Origin of the sequence: uncultured Jannaschia sp., from assembly GCF_947494025.1 — a bacterium.
GTDB lineage: Bacteria > Pseudomonadota > Alphaproteobacteria > Rhodobacterales > Rhodobacteraceae > Jannaschia.
In genome coordinates, this window is sequence record NZ_CANLTQ010000007.1 from 1 (window position 1) to 23432 (window position 23432).

21 protein-coding genes and 2 tRNA genes are annotated in these 23432 nt (G+C 69.7%); 16 read left to right on the plus strand and 7 right to left on the minus strand.

Annotation, left to right across the window (positions count from 1 at the left end):
• Positions 1-343: 343 nt before the first annotated feature.
• From Q1B08_RS11050 to Q1B08_RS11065, 4 genes are all read right to left on the minus strand, one after another.
• A tRNA-Ser gene (locus Q1B08_RS11050) sits at positions 344-433 on the minus strand.
• A 67-nt stretch (positions 434-500) separates the two neighbouring features.
• Complete coding sequence (locus tag Q1B08_RS11055) at positions 501-1061, minus strand: L,D-transpeptidase (RefSeq protein WP_299818344.1); 561 nt, start codon at positions 1059-1061, stop codon at positions 501-503.
• A gap of 137 nt (positions 1062-1198) precedes the next feature.
• Complete coding sequence (gene ychF, locus Q1B08_RS11060; protein WP_299818347.1) at positions 1199-2296, minus strand: redox-regulated ATPase YchF; 1098 nt, start codon at positions 2294-2296, stop codon at positions 1199-1201.
• Positions 2297-2356: 60 nt separating this feature from the next.
• Positions 2357-2542: a hypothetical protein gene (locus Q1B08_RS11065; RefSeq protein WP_299818349.1), complete on the minus strand. Its 186-nt coding sequence runs from the start codon at positions 2540-2542 to the stop codon at positions 2357-2359.
• Between the two features lie 136 nt (positions 2543-2678).
• On the opposite strand from Q1B08_RS11065, the gene trpA reads away from it, so the two are divergent.
• Positions 2679-3470 carry a tryptophan synthase subunit alpha gene (gene trpA / locus Q1B08_RS11070; RefSeq protein WP_299818352.1) on the plus strand — a complete coding sequence of 264 codons (792 nt, stop codon included), beginning with the start codon at positions 2679-2681 and terminating at the stop codon, positions 3468-3470.
• Here the strand turns inward: trpA and Q1B08_RS11075 are convergent.
• Together Q1B08_RS11075 and Q1B08_RS11080 are read right to left on the minus strand one after the other, a co-directional pair.
• The gene (locus Q1B08_RS11075; protein WP_299818355.1) at positions 3467-3820 is read right to left on the minus strand and encodes a hypothetical protein; all 354 of its coding nucleotides are present in this window, start codon (positions 3818-3820) and stop codon (positions 3467-3469) included. The two genes, trpA and Q1B08_RS11075, sit on opposite strands and share 4 nt — an antisense overlap.
• Before the next feature lie 3 nt (positions 3821-3823).
• Positions 3824-4510: a DUF599 domain-containing protein gene (locus tag Q1B08_RS11080; protein WP_299818358.1), complete on the minus strand. Its 687-nt coding sequence runs from the start codon at positions 4508-4510 to the stop codon at positions 3824-3826.
• Between the two features lie 86 nt (positions 4511-4596).
• On the opposite strand from Q1B08_RS11080, the gene Q1B08_RS11085 reads away from it, so the two are divergent.
• The 10 genes from Q1B08_RS11085 (at position 4597) to Q1B08_RS11130 (ending at position 16928) form a co-directional block, all read left to right on the plus strand.
• Positions 4597-6027 carry an FAD-linked oxidase C-terminal domain-containing protein gene (locus Q1B08_RS11085; protein WP_299818361.1) on the plus strand — a complete coding sequence of 477 codons (1431 nt, stop codon included), beginning with the start codon at positions 4597-4599 and terminating at the stop codon, positions 6025-6027.
• Positions 6028-6085: 58 nt separating this feature from the next.
• Positions 6086-7165, plus strand: a complete 1080-nt coding sequence (locus tag Q1B08_RS11090) for an FAD-binding protein (RefSeq protein WP_299818717.1) — start codon at positions 6086-6088, stop codon at positions 7163-7165.
• Position 7166: 1 nt separating this feature from the next.
• Complete coding sequence (gene glcF, locus Q1B08_RS11095; protein WP_299818364.1) at positions 7167-8567, plus strand: glycolate oxidase subunit GlcF; 1401 nt, start codon at positions 7167-7169, stop codon at positions 8565-8567.
• Between the two features lie 143 nt (positions 8568-8710).
• A complete protein-coding gene (locus Q1B08_RS11100; protein ID WP_299818366.1) occupies positions 8711-9439 on the plus strand; it encodes a S1 family peptidase in 729 nt (242 codons plus the stop codon).
• 52 nt (positions 9440-9491) lie between these two features.
• Entirely contained in the window at positions 9492-10076 is a 585-nt protein-coding gene (locus tag Q1B08_RS11105) for a hypothetical protein (protein ID WP_299818369.1), read from the plus strand.
• Positions 10077-10231: 155 nt separating this feature from the next.
• A tRNA-Leu gene (locus tag Q1B08_RS11110) sits at positions 10232-10317 on the plus strand.
• A 251-nt stretch (positions 10318-10568) separates the two neighbouring features.
• Entirely contained in the window at positions 10569-11729 is a 1161-nt protein-coding gene (locus Q1B08_RS11115) for an acetate kinase (RefSeq protein ID WP_299818373.1), read from the plus strand.
• Positions 11726-14038: a phosphoketolase family protein gene (locus tag Q1B08_RS11120; protein ID WP_299818376.1), complete on the plus strand. Its 2313-nt coding sequence runs from the start codon at positions 11726-11728 to the stop codon at positions 14036-14038. The genes Q1B08_RS11115 and Q1B08_RS11120 overlap by 4 nt, the downstream gene beginning before the upstream one ends.
• Before the next feature lie 4 nt (positions 14039-14042).
• Positions 14043-15251 (plus strand): cytochrome P450, encoded by a 1209-nt coding sequence (locus tag Q1B08_RS11125; protein ID WP_299818379.1) that lies wholly within the window; start codon positions 14043-14045, stop codon positions 15249-15251.
• A 144-nt stretch (positions 15252-15395) separates the two neighbouring features.
• Positions 15396-16928 (plus strand): malonyl-CoA synthase, encoded by a 1533-nt coding sequence (locus Q1B08_RS11130; RefSeq protein WP_299818381.1) that lies wholly within the window; start codon positions 15396-15398, stop codon positions 16926-16928.
• A 109-nt stretch (positions 16929-17037) separates the two neighbouring features.
• Here the strand turns inward: Q1B08_RS11130 and Q1B08_RS11135 are convergent, their stop codons facing one another.
• On the minus strand, positions 17038-18039 hold the full coding sequence (locus tag Q1B08_RS11135; protein ID WP_299818384.1) for an aldo/keto reductase: 1002 nt from the start codon (positions 18037-18039) through the stop codon (positions 17038-17040).
• Between the two features lie 249 nt (positions 18040-18288).
• On the opposite strand from Q1B08_RS11135, the gene Q1B08_RS11140 reads away from it, so the two are divergent.
• Genes Q1B08_RS11140 through Q1B08_RS11160 form a run of 5 tightly spaced genes read left to right on the plus strand, consistent with a single transcriptional unit; the run spans position 18289 to position 23428 of the window.
• On the plus strand, positions 18289-19395 hold the full coding sequence (locus tag Q1B08_RS11140; RefSeq protein WP_299818387.1) for a transporter substrate-binding protein: 1107 nt from the start codon (positions 18289-18291) through the stop codon (positions 19393-19395).
• Entirely contained in the window at positions 19392-19982 is a 591-nt protein-coding gene (locus tag Q1B08_RS11145) for a hypothetical protein (protein ID WP_299818390.1), read from the plus strand. The genes Q1B08_RS11140 and Q1B08_RS11145 overlap by 4 nt, the downstream gene beginning before the upstream one ends.
• Complete coding sequence (locus tag Q1B08_RS11150) at positions 19979-20863, plus strand: ABC transporter permease (RefSeq protein ID WP_299818393.1); 885 nt, start codon at positions 19979-19981, stop codon at positions 20861-20863. Before Q1B08_RS11145 ends, Q1B08_RS11150 begins: the two co-directional genes overlap by 4 nt.
• Positions 20863-21783 (plus strand): ABC transporter permease, encoded by a 921-nt coding sequence (locus Q1B08_RS11155; RefSeq protein WP_299818395.1) that lies wholly within the window; start codon positions 20863-20865, stop codon positions 21781-21783. The genes Q1B08_RS11150 and Q1B08_RS11155 overlap by 1 nt, the downstream gene beginning before the upstream one ends.
• Before the next feature lie 19 nt (positions 21784-21802).
• Positions 21803-23428, plus strand: a complete 1626-nt coding sequence (locus Q1B08_RS11160; RefSeq protein ID WP_299818398.1) for an ABC transporter substrate-binding protein — start codon at positions 21803-21805, stop codon at positions 23426-23428.
• Positions 23429-23432 lie beyond the last annotated feature (4 nt).

Consider the following 23432-nt stretch of genomic DNA (forward strand, 5'->3'; position numbering starts at 1 on the left):
GATAGTGTCCATTATCTCATAGTGGACACTATCGATGCTCAGCGGACGACGTCAGGGCAGCGAGCCCGGACGCTTACGTTCAATCTCCGTTGGCGTGGATATCGTTCGAAACGCGCGTTTGGGTTTTGGCGGGGTTCGCAGGCAGGCCATTGAAAAGTAATGCCAAAAGTGGACCGAACCGGAACGAACGAGGTTCGCCCAAACTGAGACTGAGGGCCATTCTGAGCACAGCTTCGGCTAGGCGGCGCGTCTATGAGGTTCGGTCGGTTCGCGCAAACCTCTTTGAAAACACGGAAAAATCCGTGCCCGTCAGCGTGGTGTCACCGGTTCGCAATGGGGATTCTGGCGGAGACGAAGGGATTCGAACCCTCGAGACGGTTTCCCGCCTACTCCCTTAGCAGGGGAGCGCCTTCGACCACTCGGCCACGTCTCCGCCGGCGGGTCTAGCAGGGCGCCCCGCCGGGGAACAAGGGCAAAAGCCCCTTTGCGCGACGTTCATGTCAGATCAGCGTCTTCGGATGGAGCACGACGCGCGAGTCGAGCGGCACCCGGTTGTAGAGTTCGATCATCTGGTCGTTCACCAGACGGGCGCATCCGTTCGAAACCGCGGTGCCGATCGTGCCCGGGGCGTTCGTGCCGTGAATGCGAAGGAACGTATCGCCGCGACCGGGTTCGAACAGATAAAGCGCGCGGGCGCCAAGCGGGTTGTCGGGACCGCCGGGCATCCCGTCCTCGAACTGCTTGTAGGAATCGGGGTCGCGCGCGATCATTTCCTGCGTCGGTGTCCAGCTCGGCCATTCCTTCTTGGCGCCGACATAGAACACGCCCGATTCGTAGAGGCCGGGACGCCCGATCCCGCACATGTAGCGCATCGCCCGACCGCCGGGCATGGTCCAGTAGAGCATGAACGTGTCCGGCACGACATGCAGCTCGTTCGGGGGAACGTCGTCGCGGATGCGAACCTCGACAGGCAGGAAGTCGGGACGGATCGACTGGGCCACCGCCCCGCGACCGAACAAGGCAAGCGCGGCGCTGCCCGCGAGCAGATGACGTCTGTGCATGAATGACTCCTTGGCAAACCTCGGCTGGCCCCGTTCCCCCCCGGGGCCGGCACCTTCGAAAATGGGCATAGATGGCGTGTCCTAACAAGGACACAATGGCGTGTTTTCGCGCGCGGGGGGGGGCGGCCGGCAGTCGATCAGGTGTTGAAGAGGAAGTGCAGCACGTCGCCGTCCTTGACGACGTAGCCCTTGCCTTCCGCGCGCATCTTGCCGGCCTCCTTGGCCGCCTGTTCGCCGCCGAGCGCGACGAAGTCGTCGTAGGCGATCGTCTCGGCCCGGATGAATCCCTTCTCGAAATCACCGTGGATCACGCCGGCCGCGCGAGGCGCATTGGTCCCCCGACGGATCGTCCAGGCGCGTGCCTCCTTCGGTCCGACGGTGAAATAGGTCTCGAGCGCGAGGAGGTCGTAGCCCGCGCGGATCAGCCGGTCGAGACCGGGCTCCGTCAGCCCCATCTCGGACAGGAACTCTGCGGCTTCCTCGTCGGAAAGCTGCGCGATCTCCTCCTCGATCTGCGCGGAGATGACGACATGCGCCGCGCCCTGCCGCGCGGCCATCTCGGCCACGGCGACCGAATGGGCATTGCCCTCCGCTGCCGATCCCTCGTCGACGTTGCAGACGTAGAGGATCGGCTTCGTGGTCAGCAGCTGCAGCCCCGCCCAGGCGCGGGCGTCGTCCTCGGACACCTCCACGGTGCGGGCGGGCCGGCCGTCCTCCAGCGCGGCGAGCGCGGCCCCCAGCAGGCGCTCCTGCTGAACCGCCTCCTTGTCGCCGCCACGCACCTTCCGGCTCAACCCCTGCAGGCGCTTCTCGATCGATTCCATGTCCGCGATCATCAGCTCGGTCTCAATGACCTCGGCGTCCTCGACCGGGTTCACGCGCCCATCGACATGGGTGACGTCGCCATCCTCGAAGCAGCGCAGAACATGCGCGATGGCATCCGTCTCGCGGATGTTGGCGAGGAACTGGTTGCCGAGGCCTTCGCCCTTGGACGCGCCCTTCACGAGGCCCGCGATGTCGACGAAGGTCATCCGCGTCGGGATCACCTGCTTCGACTGCGCGATCGCGGCGAGCCGGTCGAGCCGTGCGTCGGGCACGGCGACCTCGCCCACGTTCGGCTCGATCGTGCAGAACGGAAAGTTCGCCGCCTGCGCGGCCGCGGTCCGGGTCAGCGCGTTGAAGAGTGTGGACTTGCCCACGTTCGGCAGTCCGACGATGCCCATCCTGAAGCCCATGATCTCATCCTTCGCTGGAACCGGGGCGTCCCATACGCGCAGGCCGGCGAACCGGCAAGGTCAGGCCCGGCGGTTGCGACCCTCGAAGATCACGAACCATGCAAGCAGGATGAACATCGGATGCGTCAGCCCGCCCGAGAAGAACAGGGCCGGAAGCCAGATCACGAAGGTCACGATGCTGAGGATCGGGCGCCCGGCGAGCAGGATCGACAGCGGCGGAAGGAGGATGGCGAGAATGTAATTCATGGATCGCAAATGGGGTCACCAGGTCGCCGCTTCCAGTCCCGCGCTGCGGGATCGGGCACGGGCGGCGAACGGCGCGACGATTGACCCCGCCGCGCAAGTGTCGCAAGCCGTGCCGCGAACAGGGCGGGGGGCCGACATGACGCGCATCGACGACACTTTCGCCCGTCTCCGGGCGGCGAACCGCAAGGCTTTCGTCACCTACATCATGGCCGGCGACCCCGATGCGGAGACGACGAAGCGCATCGCCCGGGGGCTGGGCGCGGCCGGCGTCGACGTGATCGAGCTGGGCCTGCCCTTCACCGACCCGATGGCCGACGGGCCCACGATCCAGCTCGCCGGCCAGCGCGCGCTCGACGGCGGCATGACGCTGGAAGGGACGCTCGACATCGTGCGCGACCTGCGGGCGCATGACGACGCGACGCCGGTGGTCCTGATGGGCTATTACAATCCGATCTATTCCCGGGGCGTCGATCGTTTCCTGGAGGAGGCGCGCGAGGCCGGGGTGGACGGGCTGATCGTCGTGGACCTGCCGCCGGAGGAGGACGACGAGCTCTGCATCCCGGCGCAGCGGGCGGGGCTGAACTTCATCCGGCTTGCCACGCCGACGACGGACGATCGCCGCCTGCCCAAGGTCCTCCAGAACACGTCGGGCTTCGTCTACTACGTGTCGATCACCGGCATTACCGGCGCGGGCTCGGCCAGCGTCGAAAAGGTCGCGCCCGAGGTCGCGCGGATCAAGGCGGCGACCGACCTGCCGGTGATCGTGGGATTCGGCATCAAGACGCCCGAGGCCGCGCGCGACATCGCCGCCGTCGCGGACGGCTGCGTCGTGGGCTCCGCCATCGTGGACCGGATCGGCAAGGGCGACGACGTGGACGCGGTCCTCGACTACGTCCGGGCGCTCGCCGACGGGGCGCATTCGGGCTAGGGCGCCTCGGGCAGCGTCAGCACGTGGTCCACGCTCCAGCCGTGGACGGTGTCATGCGCGCGCAGGATCACGCGCTCCGTCCCGTCCGGGATCGCCACGCCGGAAAGCGACCGGGTGAACGGCTGCTCGTCGTCGTGGGGGTGGAGGAGCTCGCGATGCGCGAGCGGCCCGCCCGTCTCCGTCAGGATCGTCCAGCCGTCGGCGTAGTGATCCCATCCGGCATCGGCGTGCCGGACGGTCACGTCGAAGCGCCACCCGGTCCCGAGACGGACCGCCTCCGCACGTTCGATCACGGGCACGTCGCCAAAGGCCGGACCGGCGAGCAGGACGAGGGGAAGCCACGGGCGCATGGCTCAATCCTCCATCAGGACGCCGCGCGATGTCGAGGCGAATTCGCGCGACAGCACCGTCCAGCCGATCGCGGCCACGGCGAGGAGGAGGGGCAGGGGACCGAGGATCCAGGCGAGCGCCGCGAACGCAAAGTAAACGGAACGGAGCCCGCGATTGAAGTTCACCGCCGCGCGGATGTTGAGCTCCGCCGCCTTCGCGGCCCGCGACAGCGCGTGCGGATCGGTCACGTCGTTCGGAACCGACGCCATCACCACCGCGCAATAGCCGAACAGGCGGTTCGACCAGATGAACTTGAACACCGCGTGAGTGAGAATGAGGGCGACGGCGGCGAGCTTGGTCTGCCAGAACGCGACCGGATGCCCCGTCGCCCCGATCCCCATCACCGTGTCGTCCAGGCGTTCGGCGTTGCCCGCGAGCGCCAGCACGCCCCCGACCGCGATCATCGCGCCCGATGCAAGGAACGTCGTGCCCTGTCTGAGCGAGCCGAGGATGGCGGCGTCGAAGATGCGTGGCTGCCGCGTCAGCATCTCCACCATCCAGGCCCGCCGATAGCCGTTCATCAGGCGGCTGACCGAGACGCGGCGCTCGGGCGGATTCTCGATCACCCAGCCGGCGAGCCCCCACGTGCCGACGAGGACGAGGACGGCGATCGCGTCGAGCGCGGTGAAATGACTGAGAACGTCCGGCATCGCACCGATTCCTAGCAGCGCCGCAGGCGCTTTGCCTCCGGTAATTTTGACGATACCTTGTGTCGGACCGCCGGAGGAGACGCATCATGGAAATGCCGAAGATCGATCCCTTCACGCTTGCCCGTAAGGACGAGCTCGTCCGCGCGCTGCGCACGGTCCTGCCCGAGGACGCGGTGGTGCATGCGGAGACGGAGTTGCGCGCCTACGAATGCGACGCATTGACCGCCTACAAGTGCCCGCCGCTCGCCGTCGTCCTGCCGCGCAGCACGGAGGAGGTCTCGAAGGTCCTGCGCATCTGCCATGACATGAACATACCCGTCGTCCCGCGCGGGGCCGGCACCTCCCTCGCGGGCGGCTCGCTGCCCACCGCCGATTCCGTGATCCTGGGTGTCGCCCGCCTGACCGAGGTGCTGGAGGTCAATTACGACGACCGCTTCGTGCGGGTGCAGACCGGCCGCACGAATCTGTCCGTCACCGGCGCGGTGGAGGCGGACGGGTTCTTCTACGCCCCCGATCCGTCGTCGCAGCTCGCCTGCGCCATCGCGGGCAACATCGCGATGAATTCGGGCGGGGCGCATTGCCTGAAATACGGCGTGACGACCAACAACCTCTTGGGAGTGACGCTGGTGCAGATGGACGGCACCGTGGTGGAGATCGGCGGCGCGCATATGGATGCGGGCGGACTCGACCTTCTCGGCGTGGTCTGCGGATCCGAGGGGCAGCTCGGCGTGGTGACCGAGGCCACGCTCCGGGTTCTCCCCAAGCCCGAGGGCGCGCGCCCCGTGTTGATCGCCTTCGACGACAACGAGACGGCGGGCGCCTGCGTGGCCGACATCATCAAGGCGGGCGTCCTGCCGGTCGCGATCGAGTTCATGGACCGCCCGGTGATCCGCGCGACGGAGGCCTTCGCCGGAGCGGGCTACCCGGATGTCGAGGCGCTCCTGATCGTGGAGGTCGAAGGCTCCGAGGCGGAAATCGACGAGCAGCTCGGCCTGATCGAGGAGATCGCGCGCCGGCACGGCCCCGTCGAGCTGCGCCGGTCCACCTCCGACGACGAGAGCGCGCGGATCTGGCTCGGCCGCAAGTCGGCCTTCGGCGCGATGGGGCAGATCAACGATTACATGTGCCTCGACGGCACGATCCCGGTGAGCGAGCTGCCCCGTGTGCTGCGCGGCATCTCCGACCTGTCGGAGCGCTACGGCCTGAAGGTCGGCAACGTCTTCCACGCCGGCGACGGCAACATGCATCCGCTGATCCTGTTCGACGCCAACAAGCCCGGCGACCTCGAGCTCTGCGAGGAGATGGGCGCGGAGATCCTGAAGCTCTGCGTCGAGGTGGGCGGCTGCCTGACCGGCGAGCACGGCGTGGGCGTCGAGAAGCGCGACCTGATGGGCCACCAGTTCACGGCGGACGACATGGAGGCGCAGATGCGGGTGAAGGACGTGTTCGACCCGAAATGGCTGCTGAACCCGGCCAAGGTCTTCCCCCTCGCCACCACCGCGGAGCGTCGCGCCTGATGCGTAGGACGGAGCCTCCGGCGGGGATATTCGGGACGCAAAGACGGATGGACCGGTGCTGAAACCCGAAAGCGAGGCCGATCTGGCCGAGATCGTGCGCGGCGCGAACGGGCCGCTGGCCGTTCGCGGCGGGGCCACACGCCACGTGCCGGCCTTGGGCGAGGCGCTGACGACGACCGGGCTGTCGGGGATCACGCTCTACGAGCCGGGCGCGCTGACGCTTGTCGCCCGCGCCGGGACGCCGGTGGCGGAGGTCGAGGCGGCGCTGGAGGCGGAGGGGCAGCGCCTGCCGTTCGAGCCGATGGACCATCGCGGACTTCTCGGGACCGGGGGGACGCCGACCGTCGGCGGGGCGGTGGCGCTCAACGTATCGGGCCCGCGGCGGGTGACTGTCGGCGCCTGCCGGGACTCGCTGATCGGAGTGCGCTTCGTCGACGGCGAGGGCCGGGTGGTCAAGAACGGGGGGCGGGTGATGAAGAACGTGACGGGCTACGATCTGGTGAAGCTCCTCGCCGGGTCGCGCGGCCGGCTGGGCATCCTGAGCGAGGTGAGCTTCAAAGTGCTGCCGGCCGCCGCGACGCAGGCGACGCTCCGGCTCGACGGGCTGTCGGTCGTGGAGGCGGTGCGCGCGATGGCGGCGGGCCTGACGTCGCCGTTCGAGGTGAACGGCGCGGCGCACGATCCGGCCGGGGGGGCGACATGGCTGCGGATCGAGGGGCTGGAAGGCTCGGTCGATTACCGCGCGGGAGAACTCGCGCGCGTGCTTGCGGCGTTCGGGACGGCGACCCGGCTCGATCCCGAGGCATCGGCGCGGGTCTGGCGCGCGGTGCGCGACGCGACGGCGATGGCGGGGCCGGGCGATGTCTGGCGCATCCACGCGCGGCCCAGTGCCGGGCCGGGGCTCGTCGCCCGGGCCGGGGCGGAGGCAGTGCTGATCGACTGGGGCGGGGGGCTGATCTGGGTCCGTTTGCCCGAGGGAACGGATCTGCGCGCCCGGCTCGGATCGTTCGACGGGCATGCGACGCGGGTGCGCGGCGGGCTGGATTTGCCGCCCGAGACGCCGCCGGTCGCGGTGCTGACGGCCGGCCTGCGCGCGAAGTTCGACCCGAGGGGCGTTTTCGCCGGGGCGGGGGGCTGAGATGCAAACGACGTTCACGCCCGAGCAGCTCGCCGATCCGGACACGAAGCGATCCAACGAGATCCTGCGCGCCTGCGTCCATTGCGGGTTCTGCACCGCGACCTGCCCGACCTATCAGGTGCTGGGCGACGAGCTCGATTCCCCGCGCGGCCGGATCTACCTCATCAAGGACATGCTGGAGAGCGGGCGCGACGCGGATGCCAAGACGGTCAAGCATATCGACCGCTGCCTTTCCTGCCTCGCCTGCATGACGACCTGTCCTTCGGGCGTGCATTACATGCATCTCGTCGATCATGCCCGCGCGCATATCGAACGGACCTACAGGCGCCCCCCCGTGGACCGGTTGCTGCGCTGGACGCTGGCGCGGATCCTGCCCTATCCGGGGCGGTTCCGGCTGGCGCTTCTGGGGGCGAAGATCGGACGGCCGTTTGCCTGGCTGATGCCGGATGCGCGCCTCAGGGCGATGATCGCGATGGCGCCGAGGACGATCCCGCCGGTCAGCCGCAACGACGATCCGCAGACCTTTCCCGCGCGCGACAGGAAGATGCGCGTGGCGCTGATGACCGGCTGCGCCCAGAAGGCGCTCAACACCGACATCAACGACGCGACGATCCGCCTCCTGACCCGGCTCGGCGCGGAGGTCGTGGTGGCGAAGGGCGCCGGCTGCTGCGGGGCGCTCACGCACCACATGGGCAAGGCGGACGAGAGCCACGGCTTCGCCGCGCGCAACATCGAGGCCTGGAGCGCCGAGATGGCGGGGGCGGGGCTCGACGCGATCGTCGTCAACACGTCGGGCTGCGGTACCACGATCAAGGATTACGGCCACATGTTCCGCAACGATCCGCTTGCGGACAAGGCCGCGAAGGTCAGCGCGCTGGCGAAGGACGTGTCCGAAGTGCTGCTCGACCTCCTGCCGGCGGATCACCCGTTCGAGACGCCGCTCCGTCCGGCCCGCGACGGGGTCGGCGGCATCCCGACCGAGCACGTCCCCACGGCCGAGGGGCAGGGGCCGCTCCGCGTGGCCTACCACGCCGCCTGCTCGCTCCAGCACGGTCAGCAGATCAAGGCGGCGCCGAAGGAGCTTCTGAAGCGGGCCGGGTTCACCGTGGTCGAGCCGGCCGACGCGCATCTGTGCTGCGGAAGCGCCGGGACCTACAACCTGATGCAGCCCGAGATCGCGAACGAGCTGAAGCGGCGCAAGGTCGCGACGCTGGAGGCGCGCGACCCGGACGTGATCGCGGCCGGCAATATCGGCTGCATGATGCAGATCGGTGGCGGCACGCCGGTCCCGGTCGTCCACACGGTTGAGTTGCTGGATTGGGCGACGGGCGGGCCGGTCCCGCCGGTCCTTGCCGCGAAGGCGCCGCCGCGACGCGACCCGGTGCCGGACCTGACCGGCTGACCCGGGGAACGCTCCATAGCGGCGCGCGCACCCTTGTTGCCGGACTGTTTCGTGCGAAGGGTGCCCGGATCGAGGGAATCGCGGTTCGATTCCGAACGGTCGCTCGTCCCGTCCGGGGGACGCGCGCCCGCAGGTATGCCGTCGTGACCGGCCTTTCGGGACTGCTGCTGGCCGCGACGCTGCTTCTGGTCACGGCGCTTTCCGCGTCGGCCGACACGAGGCTGCGCGTGCTGGACACCACCGAGGCGCAGAGCGGCTGGGAAGCGGTCGGCCGGTTGATCTTTCGGCCGGGCGGCTTCTGCACCGGCGCGCTGATCGCGCCGGAGCTCGTCCTCACGGCGGCGCATTGCCTCTACAATCCGCGAAGCGGGCGACGTTTCGCGCCGGGGGAGATCGAGTTTCAGGCCGGCTTCCGGCATGGTCGGGCCGCCGCGTACCGGAAGGTGCGACGGGTCGTCCTGCATCCCGATTACGATTTCGCCGACAGCGACAAGCTCGACCGCGCCGGCCGGGATCTCGCGCTCCTGCAGCTCGACCGGGCCGTTCGGCTGAACAATGTCGAGCCTTTCGCGACCCGCAAGTTCGCTCAATGGGGCGAGGTCGTGCAGGTCGTCAGCTACGGCGCGCATCGGGCCGACGCGCCTTTGCTGGAGGAGGGCTGCACGATCCTGTCGCGCGTGGGCGTCATGCTGGTGCTCGACTGTTCCGTCGAGTTCGGCTCCTCCGGCGCGCCGGTCTTCGTCGATGCCGGCGGCGAGGTGCGGATCCTCGGGATCATCTCCGGAATGGCGGAATGGAAGGGACGGGAGATCTCGCTCGCCGTGTCGATGGGGGCCGACCTCGAGAAGCTACTGGCAAGGATACGCGGCTAGGGACGTGGCCCGCCCAGGTCCGTGCGGGAAGCCCGAACGCGCCCGAGCACGCTTGACGACGCCGGACACCGCGCCACCATTCCCGGACATGTCGCTTCGAACCTGTGCCGCGATCCTCTGCTGTGTCGCCAGTCCGGCGCTCGCCGCCTGTCCGCCCAACCCGGATATCGCGGAGGACATCGACCGCCTGCTCGACGCCGTGCAGGCGGCCGACGATGCGGAGGCTGCCCGGCGGATCGCCAGCGAGATGTGGACCTTCTGGGCCAAGGCGCCGGACGATCGGGCCCAGCAATTGCTCGATGACGGGATGGCACGACGGGCGGCCTTCGATCTTGCCGGCGCCGTCGCGGCGTTCGACGGCCTGATCGCCTACTGCCCGGACTACGCGGAGGGCTACAATCAGCGCGCCTTCGCGAACTTCATCCGCGAGGACTACGCGGCCGCGCTGCCCGACCTCGAACGAGCCATCACCCTGCGCCCGAGGCACGTCGCGGCGATCGCCGGCAAGGGCCTGACTCTGATCCGGATGGGTCGTATCCGCGAGGGTCAGGACACGATCCGCGCGGCCCTCGCCTTCAATCCCTGGTTGAGCGAACGGCAATATCTGCTGCTCGAGCCCAAGGGGATCGACCTCTGAGCTTGTCATCGAACCCGCGATTCGCGTAACTCCGTGGCGCGCGGACGAAGGGGCGGCGACGCGTTCCGAAGATCCGGCACCCTGTGCGCGATGCGCCGAGGCGTCGCGCGGCGGCAGGGGCGGCCGGAACTCGGGACAGCTGCCTCGCGCGCCGAGCGGGCGTGGTGGAATGGTAGACACATGGCACTTAAAATGCCTGGGCCGGAAGGCCGTGCCGGTTCGAGTCCGGCCGCCCGCACCATCGGACGCCATGCGACGGCCCCGATGGCGAAGCAGCCCGACCTGACATCGGCGCGGCCCGTGCCGTTCGATGAAAGGTCGGGCCCGGTCTGACGACGCGGCGGCCGGATCATCCAGCCGACATTTCGTGTTTGCGGGCTATACCGCAAACGCATCGGTCGACCGCGCGGAATGGCGCCGCACACGACGGGCCCGGGGAACCGCATCACGCAGGGGCCGTTCTCTCGTAGACGACACGGCGCAGGAGGCAAATTGCCCCACATCCTCTGCTTCAACGCCGGATCGTCCAGCCTGTCCTTTGTGGCCTACAGAAGACAGGGGGACACGTTCGTCCACGCATTCGACGGCGGTGTCGACCTGTCGGCCGGGGATGTCGTCCTGTTCCGCCCCGCGGACGGTCCCGAGCGTCGCCTTTCCGTGCCCGACACGTCGGACTTTCCGGCCATCGCCTGCCGCGTCCTCGACGCGGTCGAGCGGCAGTTGCAGGCACCGCCCGTGGTCGCGCATCGGATCGTCCATGGCGGCGACAGACGCGCGGCCGTGACGGAGCTGACCCAAGACGAGATGATGGCGCTCGACGCCCTCGCGCCGCTCGCGCCGATCCATCAGCCGGCGGGGCTCGGTCCGGCACGGGCGATCGCGGCGGCCCGCCCCGATCTGCCGCAGGTCGCCGTGTTCGACACCGCCTTCCACGCCACCCTGCCGGACGTCGCGCGGCGCCTGCCGCTGCCCGAAACGGATGCCACCGCCGGCCTCCGGCGCTTCGGCTTCCACGGGTTGTCCTACGCCTGGACGGCGCGCCACATGCGCGAGGTCGCCCCGGATCGGCGGCGCATCGTCGCGCTGCACCTGTCGGGCGGGGCGAGCGCCTGCGCGATCCGCGACGGGCAGAGCGTCGACACGACGATGGGCGCGACGCCGCTCGACGGGTTGATGATGGGCGCGCGGTCCGGCGCGCTCGACCCGGGGCTCATCCTCGTGTTGATGCAGGATCGCGGCCTGTCGGCGGAGGCGGTGGCGGAGATGCTTTGGCACCAAAGCGGCCTCGCCGGCGTGTCGGGGATCAGCAACGACACCCGCGATCTCCTCCCGTCCGGGGCGCCGGAGGCCGAAGCGGCGCTCGCGCTGTTCTGCCGACGCGCGGCGAAGGGCGCGGCCGGGATGGCGGTAAGCCTCGGCGGTCTCGACGCGCTCGTTTTCACCGGCGGCATGGGAGCGGAGCAGCCGGTGATCCGGGCCCGTATCTGCGCCGATCTGGAGTTTCTGGGGGTCCGGCTCGACGCAAGTTCGAATGCGCGCAACGAGGAGCGGATCTCGCCCCCGGACGCATCGGTCGAGATCCGAGCCTTCGCCGAACGGGAGGAATGGATCATGGCCCTCGAAACCTCCAAATTGCTCGGGGCCATCGCATGATCGACGAGCTGGAGCGCATCGACGCGTGGTGGCGGGCCGCGAACTATCTGTCGGCGGCGCAGATCTACCTGATGGACAACCCGTTGCTCGACCGGCCGCTTGAACCCGGAGACATCAAGCCACGCCTTCTCGGGCATTGGGGGACCTCGCCGGGGCTCAACTTCGTGCAGGCGCACCTGAACCGCGCGATCCGCGCCCGCGGCCTCGATCTCCTGTTCATCGCCGGGCCGGGCCACGGCGCGCCGGCGGTGCTGGCCAATGCCTGGCTCGACGGGAGCTATTCGGAGCTCTATCCCGAGGTGTCGCAGGACGCGGCGGGGATGCGGCGCCTGTTCCGCCAGTTCTCCTTCCCCGGCGGCGTGCCAAGCCATGCTTCGCCGCCCACGCCCGGCTCCATCCATGAGGGGGGCGAGCTGGGCTACAGCCTCGCCCATGCGACCGGCGCGGCCTTCGACAATCCCGGCCTGACCGTGGCCTGCGTGATCGGCGACGGGGAGGCGGAGACGGGCGCGCTCGCGACGAGCTGGCATTCGCACCGGTTCCTCGATCCGAGGCGCGACGGGGCCGTGCTGCCGATCCTGCACCTGAACGGCTACCGGATCGCGGCGCCGACGATCCTCGGACGGATGTCGGACGACGATCTGCACGCGATGTTCACGGGGCTGGGCTGGGCGCCGCGGATCGTGTCCGGCGACGATCCGGCGCGGATGCACGCCGCGATGGCGACGACGCTCGACGACGTGCTCGATGCGCAGGCGGCGCGCCGCGAGGCGGCCGACACGGCCCATCCCCCGATGATCCTGCTTCGCACCCCGAAGGGCTGGACCGGACCGGCGGAGGTGGACGGCGTCCCGGTCGAGGGGACCTTCCGCGCGCATCAGGTGCCCCTGAAGGGCGTGCGCGACGATCCCGAACACCGCGCGCAGCTCGAGCGCTGGCTGCGGAGCTACGACCCGGCCGCGCTGTTCCCGGACGGCGTGCCCTCGGACACGATCCGCGCGCTCGCCCCCGAGGGGAAGCGCCGGATCGGAGCGAACCCACATGCCGATGGCGGACGGCTCCTGCGGCCGCTCGATCTCCCCGATCCGGCGGATTACGCGCTGCGCTTCGATGCGCCGGGCAGCCTGACCGCCGGCGCGACCCACCGGCTCGGCGAATGGCTGGGCGAGATCATGCGTCGGAACCCGGACACCTTCCGCCTTTTCGGGCCCGACGAGACCGGGTCCAACAAGCTCGACGCCGTGTTCGACGTGACCGACCGCATGGCGAGCGGCGCGGTCCGCGACGCGGATGTCGACGTCGCGCCGGACGGCCGCGTGATGGAAGTGCTGAGCGAACATCTCTGCCAGGGCTGGCTGGAGGGTTACGTCCTGACCGGACGGCACGGGCTCTTCAACAGCTACGAGGCTTTCATCCACATCGTCTCGTCGATGGCGAACCAGCACATCAAGTGGCTGCGCGGCGCGAAGGAGACGGGCTGGCGCGCGCCGCTGGCCTCGCTGAACTACCTCTTGTCGAGCCATGTCTGGCGGCAGGACCACAACGGTTTCAGCCATCAGGATCCGGGCTTTCTCGACCATCTTGCCACCAAGGGGGCGGATCTGGTCGGCCTCTACCTGCCGCCCGACGCCAACACGCTCCTCCACGTCGCCGACAAGGTCCTGCGGAGCCGCGACAAGGTGAACGTGGTCGTCGCCGGCAAGCAGGAGGAGCCGCAATGGCTCGCCGTCGACGCCGCCCGCGATCATGTCGCGGCGGGGTTCGGCGTCTGGGACTGGGCGGCCGACGACCCCGATCCGGAGGTGGTGATGGCCGCCGCGGGCGACGTGCCCACGATCGAGATGCTGGCCGCGATCGCGCTCTTGCGCGCGCACCTGCCCGACCTGCGGCTCAGGGCCGTCAACGTGGTCGACCTGATGGCGCTCCAGCCCGCGCCGCGGAACCCGGACGGCGCGTCCGAGGCCCGGTTCGACGCCTGCTTTACTCGCGACCGCCCGGTCGTCTTCGCGTTCCACGGCTATCCCGGCCTTGTCCACGAGTTGACCTACCGCCGCGCCGGGCATGCCGGTTTCCACGTTCACGGCTACGGCGAGAAGGGCACCACCACGACGCCCTTCGACATGGCCGTGCTGAACGGCATCGACCGCTTCACGCTCGCGCGGGACGCCGCGGCGCGGAGCGGGCGCGGCGCGGACGAGACGGCTGAGCTCGAGCGGGTCTGCCGCGACCGGCTGGCGGCGCATCACGACTACATCCGCGAACACGGCGAGGACATGCCCGAAATCCGCGACTGGCGCTGGAGCACCTGACCTCTTGCCCCCATTCGACAGCACCCTGCCGCTCCGCGCCGATCCCTACCGCTTCATCCGCCGCACCTGCGACGCCGTCGGATCGGATGCGTTCGAGACGCGCCTGATGCTCGAGCGGACTCTCTGCCTGACGGGCGTGGAGGCGGCGCGGTTCTTCTACGACCGCGACATCTTCACGCGCGCGGGTGCGGCGCCACGGTTCCTGCGCCGGACCCTGTTCGGGGAGGGCGGGGTGCAGGGGCTCGACGGTGCGGTCCACGAACACCGCAAGGGGCTGTTCCTCGCGCTCATGGGACCGGGGCGCACCGACGCCCTGACCGAACGCGCGGTCGCCGGGATCGCGCGGCGGCTGGAGGAGCCGGGGGAGATCGTCCTTCAGGACGCGTTCGAGCGCATCCTGACCCGCGCGGTCTGCGACTGGGCGGGCGTGCCGCTCGGTCCGCACGAAAAGGGCGAGACGGCGCGCATGCTCTCGCGTCTCTTCGAGCATGCCGGCTCGGTGGATCTGCGCCAGGTCGTCGCGCGGATCGCGCGTCACCGCGCCGATCGCTGGGCGGCGAAACTCGTCGAAGCGGTGCGGGACGGCACCCATTCGCCACCGCGGGGCAACGCGCTCGCCGTCGTGGCGAGCTGGCGCGACACGACCGGCGCGTTGCTGCCTCCAAAGGTCGCGGCGGTGGAGCTTCTCAACATCCTGAGGCCCTTCGTCGCCATCTCGGCCTACCTGACCTTCGCGGCCCACGCGCTCGCGACGCGGCCGGAGGAGAGGGCGGCGCTCCGGTCCGACCCCGACCGCCTCTTCGGCTTCGTGCAGGAGGTGCGGCGCACCTACCCGTTCTTCCCGGCCTTGGTCGCCCGCGCCCGGGTCCGGACCGTGTGGCGTGAACACGCGATACCGGCGGGCCGCCTCGTCGCGTTCGACATCTGGGGCACGAACCGCGACCCGGCCGCGTGGGACGATCCCGACGCGTTCCGCCCCGTGCGGTTCCGCGACTGGCAGGGCGATCCCTTCACGCTGATCCCGCAGGGAGGCGGGGCGCACGCGACGAACCACCGCTGTCCGGGCGAATGGGTGACGGAGGACCTGATGCTGGCGGCCACCCGGACCCTGCTCGACCGGGTCGACTGGTCCGCCTTGCCGCCGCAGGACCTTTCGCTCGACATGCGCGACCTGCCGGGCCTGCCGCGCGACCGCCTGCGCCTTTCGACCTGACGCATCGCGGACGGGCCGCCGCACGGGGTCCGGCACGACGGACGGGCAGGGCGGCGCAATCGGGTGGAGCGCGCGCGATGGTTCGCTATGATCGCGACCGAACCGCGGACGCTTCGTTCCCCGCGCCGCCCGAGGAGACCCGACATGCCGAACCACCTCTTCGACGCGCTGTTCGCCCCGCAGGCGGGACGCGACGATCCGTTCCTGCACCTGCCGGATGGCGGCGCGCTGTCCTGCCGCGATTTCGACGCCCTTTCGGCCCGCCTCGCCAACGCGCTGATCGCGGCGGACCTCCGGCCGGGCGATCGTCTGGCCGCGCAGATCGCCAAGACGCCCGCGGCGCTCGCCCTCTACGCGGCCTGCATCCGGGCGGGGATCGTGTTCCTGCCGCTCAACACCGCCTATACCGATGCCGAACTCGCGTACTTCATCGAGAACAGCGGCGCGCGGATGGTGGTCTGCGACCCGTCGCGCCGCGACGGGATCCGGGCCGTGACGCAGGAGACGGGTCCACGGATCGAGACCGTCGACGCCGACGGGCGCGGCAGCCTTTTGGACGCGGCGGCCGGTTGTCCCGACAGGCAGGACCCCGTGGCCCGCGGCGCGGACGATCTGGCGGCGTTCCTCTATACCTCGGGCACGACGGGCCGATCCAAGGGCGCGATGCTGACCCATGCGAACCTCGTCTCCAACGCCCGCACGCTCGCCGAACACTGGCGCTTCAGCCGGGACGACGTCCTTCTGCACGCGCTGCCGATCTTTCACACCCATGGCCTCTTCGTGGCGACGAACGTCACGCTCGCGGCCGGAGGGTCGATGATCTTTCTGCCGGGCTTCGACCTCGACGCCATCGTCCGGCACCTGCCGCGAGCCACGACGATGATGGGCGTGCCGACCTTCTACACCCGCATGCTCGACGACGACCGGGTGACACGGGATCTGGTCGCGAACATGCGCCTCTTCGTGTCCGGCTCCGCGCCCCTTCTGGCCGAAACGCATGCCGCCTTCGAGGCGCGGACCGGCCACCGCATCCTCGAGCGCTACGGCATGACCGAAACCAACATGATCACCTCGAACCCTTACGAGGGCGAGCGGCGGGCCGGCACGGTCGGATTCCCGCTGCCGGGCGTCGAGATCAGGATCGCCGATCCCGAAACGGGCGCGTCCGTCCCGGAGGGGGAAATCGGACAGATCGAGGTCCGGGGGCCGAACGTGTTCGCCGGCTACTGGCAGATGCCCGAGAAGACCGCCGCCGAGCTGCGCACGGACGGCTTCTTCGTCACCGGCGATCTCGCGAGCCGGGACGCGGACGGCTACGTCTCCATCGTCGGGCGCGGCAAGGACCTCGTGATCTCGGGCGGCTACAACGTCTATCCGAAGGAGATCGAGCTCGTCCTCGACGCGCAGCCGGGCGTGCGCGAATCCGCCGTCATCGGCGTGCCGCATCCCGATCTCGGCGAGACGCCGGTGGGCGTTCTCGTGCCGCGGTGCGACACCGGACCCGACCTCGACCGGATACAGGCGGCGTTGCGGGAAACGCTGGCCGGCTACAAGCGGCCGCGAGCGTTGGTCGTGATCGACGAACTCCCCCGCAACACGATGGGCAAGGTGCAGAAGAACGCCCTCCGGGAGCGCTACCGCGACCTCTTCGCGGACGCACCGGCGCGCCCGGACTGATCGCCCGCGTCCGGATCTGTCGCGTGAAGTCTCCCCCAGGCCGGAGGCCGACGGCTGCGACCTGTCCGGCGCGGCCGTGCCCCGCATCCCCCCCGCCGCGCAACGTTCGTCAATCGGGCGTCGGCGCCTCGGGATGGATCAGGCCTTCGGAACGCAGCGCCTCCCAGAAGGCGGGCGCGACGGCGTGGGTCATCGCGGCAATGTCGTCCACCGCTTCGTCCGGCCGGCCGAGGCCCACCACGACCGCCTGCGCGACGTCGGGCGCGGCCGCGAATTGCAGCGCGGCGGCGAGCATGTCGACGCCGTGGTCAAAGGCGAGCTCCGCGATGCGCCGACGCTTCTCCATCCGGTCCTTCGAGATCACGGTGTTTCCGTCGCCGTAATGGTAGCGATGCACGCCCGCGAGGAAGCCCGCGTTCAGGGCGGAACCGACGACAAAGGCGTTGTCGCGTTCCCGCGCCTTCGGAAAGACGTGCTCGACCGCGTGATCGTGCTCGATCAGGGAATACTGGCTCGCCAGCAGATGCAGGTCGGGATCCGAATCCTCCATCGCCTTCAGGATCGGCTCCGGCCGGTTCACGCCCATGCCCCAGGCCCGGATCACGCCCTGGTCGCGAAGCTCGCAAAGCGTGACGAAGCAGCCCTCCACCGCCTCGGGCCAAAGCGCCTCCCACGGTTGCGGCAGCGCGCCGTTGTCGGGCGACAGGTCGTGGACGAAAACCACGTCGATCCGGTCGAGCCCGGTTCGCTGCAATGTGTCCTCGATGGAGCGCAGCGTGCCGTCGCGGCTGTAGTCGTAGATCTCCGCGTTGGGGGAGGGGGAGAACGGCATCATCTTCCGGTCGCGATGCTCCGGCGAGGCCTTCAGCAGCCGTCCGACCTTGGAGCTCAGCACGAAGCTGTCGCGCGGCTGCTGGTGCAGGAACCGCCCGTAGCGCCGCTCGGCGAGGCCCAGCCCGTAATGCGGCGCGACGTCGAAGTAGCGGATGCCGGCCTGCCACGCCGTCTCGAGGGTCGCCTGGGCCTGATCGTCGGTCGTCAGGCCGAACTCGTTGCCGAGCGCGACGCCCCCCATGCCGAAGGCGTGGGGCAGGGTGTATCTCTCGGTCATGTCGGTATCCGCTCCGTGTCTGCGTCGGGGACGAAACGGCCGCCGGCGGCGTCCCGTTCCGGCCGGTCCGCTCCGCGCCGCCCGCTTCGTCTGCGGGAAGGGCGCGCCGCGTCGTCGCGGCAGGCTGGACACACGGGCGGCGATCGGGGCAGGATGGCTCAAACGGCCGCTGCGGGCGGCCAAGGGCAATCGCGCCCCGCTTCACGCCGGACGACCGGGGTGGCGGGGCTTTTTTCGTTCGGGGGGACGATGACGCTCAGGCTCGGACTGATCTTCTCCACGACAGGCCCCTATGCCGCGCTCGGGCAAAGCGCGCTGGCCGGGGCGCTCGGCGCGGTCGCGACGCTGCGCGCGCAGGGCGTCGGGATCGAGCCGGTGATCCGCGACCCCGGCGGCGACGCCGCGCGCTACGAGGCCGAGACGGCGGCGCTCCTGGAGGACGGGGTGCAGCACATCCTCGGCGCGATCACCTCCTGGAGCCGCAAGGAGATGATCCCGGCGCTGGAACGCGGCGGCGGACTCCTGTGGTATCCTTGTCCCTACGAGGGGTTCGAGAGCAACGACCACGTCGTCTATCTGGGCGCCGCGCCGAACCACCACGTCCTGCCGGCCACGGACTGGATCGCCCGGCAGGGGATGCGCCGCGTCTATCTCGTTGGTTCGAACTACGTCTGGGGGTGGGAAACGCTGCGCCTGGCGCGCGAACGGCTCGAGGCGCTGGGCGTGGGGATCGTGGGGGAGCGGTTCGTGCCGCTCGGCTCCGACCGGCATGATCACGTGCTGGACGAGATCTGCGCGCAGGGCGCCGATTGCGTGATCGACAGCCTGATCGGGCCGCCCAACGCCTCCTTTCTGCGGGGCCTCGCCGCCCGCGATCCGGGGCGCGTCGGACGGGCGGGCCATGTGGTGAGCTTCAACCAGACCGAGGCCGACATCGACGCGCTCGGCCCCGCTGCCGACGGTCTCCTTTCTGCCGGCTCCCTGTTCGAGGGGGATGCGGGCGCGGCGCTGAAGGGGGCGGCGCGGCGGTTCGCGCCGAACGGGCGCGTCTCGGCTTTTCTCGCGAGCGCCTATGCCGCGGTCGAGATCCTCGTCGAAGGCTGCCGCCGCGCCGGAACGGACGCGCCCCGCGCCGTGTTCCGCGCCGCGACCGAACGGTCCGTGGCCACGGCGATGGGGGAGGTCCGGATCGACCCCGTGCTACGCCACGCCGCGATCGCCCCGCGATTGGCGCTGGCGGAGGGCGGGCGCTTCCACGTCATCGAGCGCGCCGCGACGCCCCTGCCGGCCGATCCCTATCTCACCGCGCAGCGCGCACGCGTCCCGCCGCGCCCCGATCTGAGAATCGTGCGATGAGCCCCGCACCGCTGCACAACTTCGCCGGCCGGTCGGCGCTCGTCCTGCACCGCTCGGACGGGCCGGGCCGGAACATCGTCGCGCGCTGCGACCGACTTGCCATCCGGGCGCGGATGCTGCGCGGGGACGTCTCGCCCGAGGACATGGCGGGGATCGACATGGTGATCCTCGACATCGACACCGGTGACGACGGCCAGCTTCCCTGGGGGGCGGGGCAAGCGCCCGTGCCCTTGATCGGCCTCGTCGGCTCGGAAAGTCCCGGCCGGCTGGCTTGGGCGCTTGCGCAGGAGGTGGACGCCTACCTGCCGCTTTCGGCGCTGGGCAACCTGTTCTCGGCCCTGGTGATCGCGCACGAAACCTTCGCGCGAAAGGCCGAGCGCCGCCGCCGCGAGGCGCGGGCCGCCGGGCGGGCGGCCGGGCAGCTTGACGTGATCCGCGCGGTCATGGCGCTCGCGGCGACGGGCGGGGACGAGGCGGTCGCCCTGAAGCAGCTTCGCGCGATGGCGATGGTCGAACGGATCAGCCTGGAAAATGCGGCGCGACGGATCCTCTCGGGAGGCCGCGACGCACGGGCGGGCGGGCGATGAGCGCCGCCGCCGACGCGCCCGTTCGCCGGCCGCGGGGTGTGCTGCGCCAGCTCCTCGGCCGTCCGCGCGCGGCCTTCGGGCTGGCGGTCATCGCGATCATGGTCACGGCCGCGCTTTTCGCGCCGTGGCTCATGCCGCACGACCCCTTCGCGCAGAGCTTCGACGGGCTCGACCTGATGGGCGCGCCGCTGCCGCCCGGGGGGGCCTATCCGCTCGGGACCGACCTGCTGGGCCGCGACCTCGTCTCCCGTCTGATCCTCGGCACGCGGACCTCGCTCATCATCGGCGTGGTGGCGAACGGGATCGCGGTCGTCCTGGGCGCCGGCGTGGGCATCACCGCCGGCTATTTCGGCGGCTGGACGGCGGCGATCCTGATGCGGTTCACCGATCTCATGATGGCGTTCCCGGCGCTCCTCCTCGCCATCGTGCTCGCCGCGATCTTCCAGCCGTCGCTGATGATCGTGGCGCTTGTGATCGCGATGGTGAACTGGGTGCAGATGTCCCGCGTGATCTACACCGAGACGCGCAGCCTCGCGGAGCGGGAGTTCATCCAGGTGCAACGCGCGATCGGTTCCGGCCCCCTGCGCATCCTCGGCCGGCACCTGCTGCCGCACCTGCTGTCGTCGATCATCGTCTTCGGCACGCTCGGGATCTCCACCACCGTGTTGCTCGAGGCGACGCTTTCCTATCTCGGCGTGGGGGTGCAGCCGCCGATGCCGTCCTGGGGCAACATCATCTTCGAGAACCAGACCTATTTCTCGACCGCGCCCTGGCTCGTTTTCTTTCCGGGCCTCCTGATCGTGCTCCTCGCGCTCGCCTTCAACCTCGTCGGGGACGCGCTGCGCGACGTGCTCGACCCGACGCTGAAGGGACGGCACTAATGGGCGCCTACATTCTCCGCCGCCTGTTCGAGAGCGCGCTGATCCTGCTCGGGATCACCTTCGTGACCTTCGTGCTCCTCTATCTCGTGCCCGCCGATCCGGCGCGGCAGATCGCGGGCCGTTCGGCCACGGCGGAAACGGTGGCCAACATCCGCGACCAGCTCGGGCTCAACGATCCGCTTTTCGTGCAATACGGCCGCTATCTCTGGAACCTCGCGCAGGGCGACATGGGCCGTTCCTACCTTCAACGGGCGGAGGTGGCGGACCTGATCGCCGCACGGCTTCCGGCGAGCCTCTTGCTGATGCTGTCGGCCATCGTCACCGAACTCGTCATCGGGCTCACCATCGGCGTGGTCGCGGCGCTCCGCCGCAACCGGCCGGTGGACCATTCGCTGATGATCTTTTCCTTCGTGTCGATCTCCGCCCCGCAATTCGTGATCGGCATCCTGCTTCTCTACGTCTTCGCGGTGAAGCTCGCCTGGTTTCCCATCGGCGGCTACGGCACGGCGGCGCATTTCGTGCTGCCGTCGCTGACCCTCGGCCTGCTCGGCGCGGGCTGGTACTCCCGGATGATGCGGTCCTCGATGATCGACGTGCTCGGGCAGGACTTCGTCCGCACCGCCCGCGCCAAGGGGCTGGCGAAGCTCCGCATCGTCACGCGCCACGTCATCCCGAACGCGATCCTGCCCATCATCGCGATGATCGGGATCGACATCGGCCTCTTCATGTCGGGTATCGTCGTCGTCGAGAGCGTGTTCGGATGGCCGGGGATCGGCCAGCTCGCCTGGCAGGCCATCCAGCGCATCGACATCCCCGTCATCATGGGCGTGACGATGGTGTCGGCGGCGGCGATCGTGATCGGCAACCTGCTCGCCGACCTCGCGGCGCCGCTCATCGATCCCCGCATCAAGACCAAATGACCAACAGAGGAGAGACAACATGAAACGTACCCTTCTGACCGGCATCGCGACGGCCGCGCTCACCGCCACGGGCGCGCTCGCGCAGGTGGACCAGAACGCCCCGCAGGGCGGCGAGATGGTCGTCACCTACCAGGACGACGTCGCCACGCTCGACCCCGCCATCGGCTACGACTGGCAGAACTGGTCGATGATCAAGTCGCTCTTCGACGGCCTGACGGGCTACGAGCCGGGCACGACGACGCTGCGCAACGAGCTGGCCGAAAGCCACGAGATCTCCGAGGACGGCCTGACCCACACCTTCACGCTGAAGGACGGGATCGTCTTCCATAACGGTCGCGAGATCACCGCCGAGGATGTGAAGTACTCGCTCGAGCGCGTCACCAACCCCGGGACGCGCTCCCCCGGCGCCGGTTTCTTCTCCATGATCGAGGGCTTCGACGCGTGGAACGCGGGCGAGGGCGAAGGGCTTTCGGGTGTCGAGGTGATCGACGACAAGACGGTCGAGATCACGCTGTCCCGTCCCGACGCCACGTTCGGGCACGTCATGGCGCTGAACTTCGCCTCCATCGTCCCGCGGGAAGCGGTCGAGGAATCCGGCGAGGATTTCGGCCGCGAGCCCGTCGGCTCCGGCGCCTTCCGCCTCGCCGAGTGGACGCCCGGCCAGCAGCTCGTCTTCGAGCGCTTCGAGGATTACCACCGCGAGGGCGTGCCGAAGCTCGATCAGGTGACGTTCAGCATCGGGCTGGATCCGACCGTCGCGCTGCTGCGGCTTCAAAGCGGCGAGACCGACATACCGGGCGACGGCATCCCGCCGGCGCAGTTCCTGCAGGTGATGAACGACCCGGCCCAGTCCGAGCGCGTGGTCGAGGGCGGCCAGCTCCAGACCGGCTATATCACGCTGAACACGCAGATGGCGCCGTTCGACAACGTGGAGGTGCGCAAGGCGGTCAACATGGCGATCAACAAGGATCGCATCGTGCAGATGATCAACAACCGCGCGGTTCCGGCAAACCAGCCGCTCCCGCCCTCCATGCCGGGCTATGCCGAGGATCACGAGGGCTACGCCTACGACCCCGAGGCAGCCCGGCAGATGCTGGCCGATGCGGGCTACCCGGACGGCTTCGAGACCGAGCTTTTCGTGATGAACGTCGATCCGAATCCCCGCATCGCCCAGGCCATCCAGCAGGATCTGTCGGAGATCGGCGTGACCGCCGAGATCCGCTCGCTCGCGCAGGCCAACGTGATCGCGGCCGGCGGCGAGGCGGACCAGGCGCCGATGATCTGGTCGGGCGGCATGGCCTGGATCGCGGACTTCCCGGACCCGTCGAACTTCTACGGCCCGATCCTCGGCTGCGCCGGCGCGGTGCCGGGCGGCTGGAACTGGGCGTGGTACTGCAACGAGGAGATCGACGCGCGCGCGGCCGAAGCCGACGCGATGACCGGCGAGGGGCAGCAGGACGCCCGCGAGGAGGCCTGGCGGCAGATCTACCTCGACATCATGGAGGACGCGCCCTGGGTGCCCGTCTTCAACGAGCAACGCTTCACGCTCCACTCCGAGGGCGTGGGGGGCGACGACGCCCTGTTCGTCGATCCGGTCCACATCCCGGTGAACTACGACTACGTCCATTCGACCGAGGCCCGGTAAGCCC

Excerpts from the sequence above, each read along its gene's own strand:
- Q1B08_RS11085 (WP_299818361.1), top strand. The coding sequence starts at position 4,597 with ATGGAAATGCCGAAGATCGATCCCTTCACGCTTGCCCGTAAGGACGAG.
- trpA (WP_299818352.1), top strand. The coding sequence starts at position 2,679 with ATGACGCGCATCGACGACACTTTCGCCCGTCTCCGGGCGGCGAACCGC.
- Q1B08_RS11145 (WP_299818390.1), top strand. The coding sequence starts at position 19,392 with ATGAGCCCCGCACCGCTGCACAACTTCGCCGGCCGGTCGGCGCTCGTC.
- Q1B08_RS11150 (WP_299818393.1), top strand. The coding sequence starts at position 19,979 with ATGAGCGCCGCCGCCGACGCGCCCGTTCGCCGGCCGCGGGGTGTGCTG.
- ychF (WP_299818347.1), bottom strand. The coding sequence starts at position 2,296 with ATGGGCTTCAGGATGGGCATCGTCGGACTGCCGAACGTGGGCAAGTCC.
- Q1B08_RS11075 (WP_299818355.1), bottom strand. The coding sequence starts at position 3,820 with ATGCGCCCGTGGCTTCCCCTCGTCCTGCTCGCCGGTCCGGCCTTTGGC.
- Q1B08_RS11130 (WP_299818381.1), top strand. The coding sequence starts at position 15,396 with ATGCCGAACCACCTCTTCGACGCGCTGTTCGCCCCGCAGGCGGGACGC.
- Q1B08_RS11055 (WP_299818344.1), bottom strand. The coding sequence starts at position 1,061 with ATGCACAGACGTCATCTGCTCGCGGGCAGCGCCGCGCTTGCCTTGTTC.
- Q1B08_RS11155 (WP_299818395.1), top strand. The coding sequence starts at position 20,863 with ATGGGCGCCTACATTCTCCGCCGCCTGTTCGAGAGCGCGCTGATCCTG.
- Q1B08_RS11120 (WP_299818376.1), top strand. The coding sequence starts at position 11,726 with ATGATCGACGAGCTGGAGCGCATCGACGCGTGGTGGCGGGCCGCGAAC.
- Q1B08_RS11160 (WP_299818398.1), top strand. The coding sequence starts at position 21,803 with ATGAAACGTACCCTTCTGACCGGCATCGCGACGGCCGCGCTCACCGCC.
- glcF (WP_299818364.1), top strand. The coding sequence starts at position 7,167 with ATGCAAACGACGTTCACGCCCGAGCAGCTCGCCGATCCGGACACGAAG.
- Q1B08_RS11135 (WP_299818384.1), bottom strand. The coding sequence starts at position 18,039 with ATGACCGAGAGATACACCCTGCCCCACGCCTTCGGCATGGGGGGCGTC.
- Q1B08_RS11065 (WP_299818349.1), bottom strand. The coding sequence starts at position 2,542 with ATGAATTACATTCTCGCCATCCTCCTTCCGCCGCTGTCGATCCTGCTC.
- Q1B08_RS11080 (WP_299818358.1), bottom strand. The coding sequence starts at position 4,510 with ATGCCGGACGTTCTCAGTCATTTCACCGCGCTCGACGCGATCGCCGTC.
- Q1B08_RS11140 (WP_299818387.1), top strand. The coding sequence starts at position 18,289 with ATGACGCTCAGGCTCGGACTGATCTTCTCCACGACAGGCCCCTATGCC.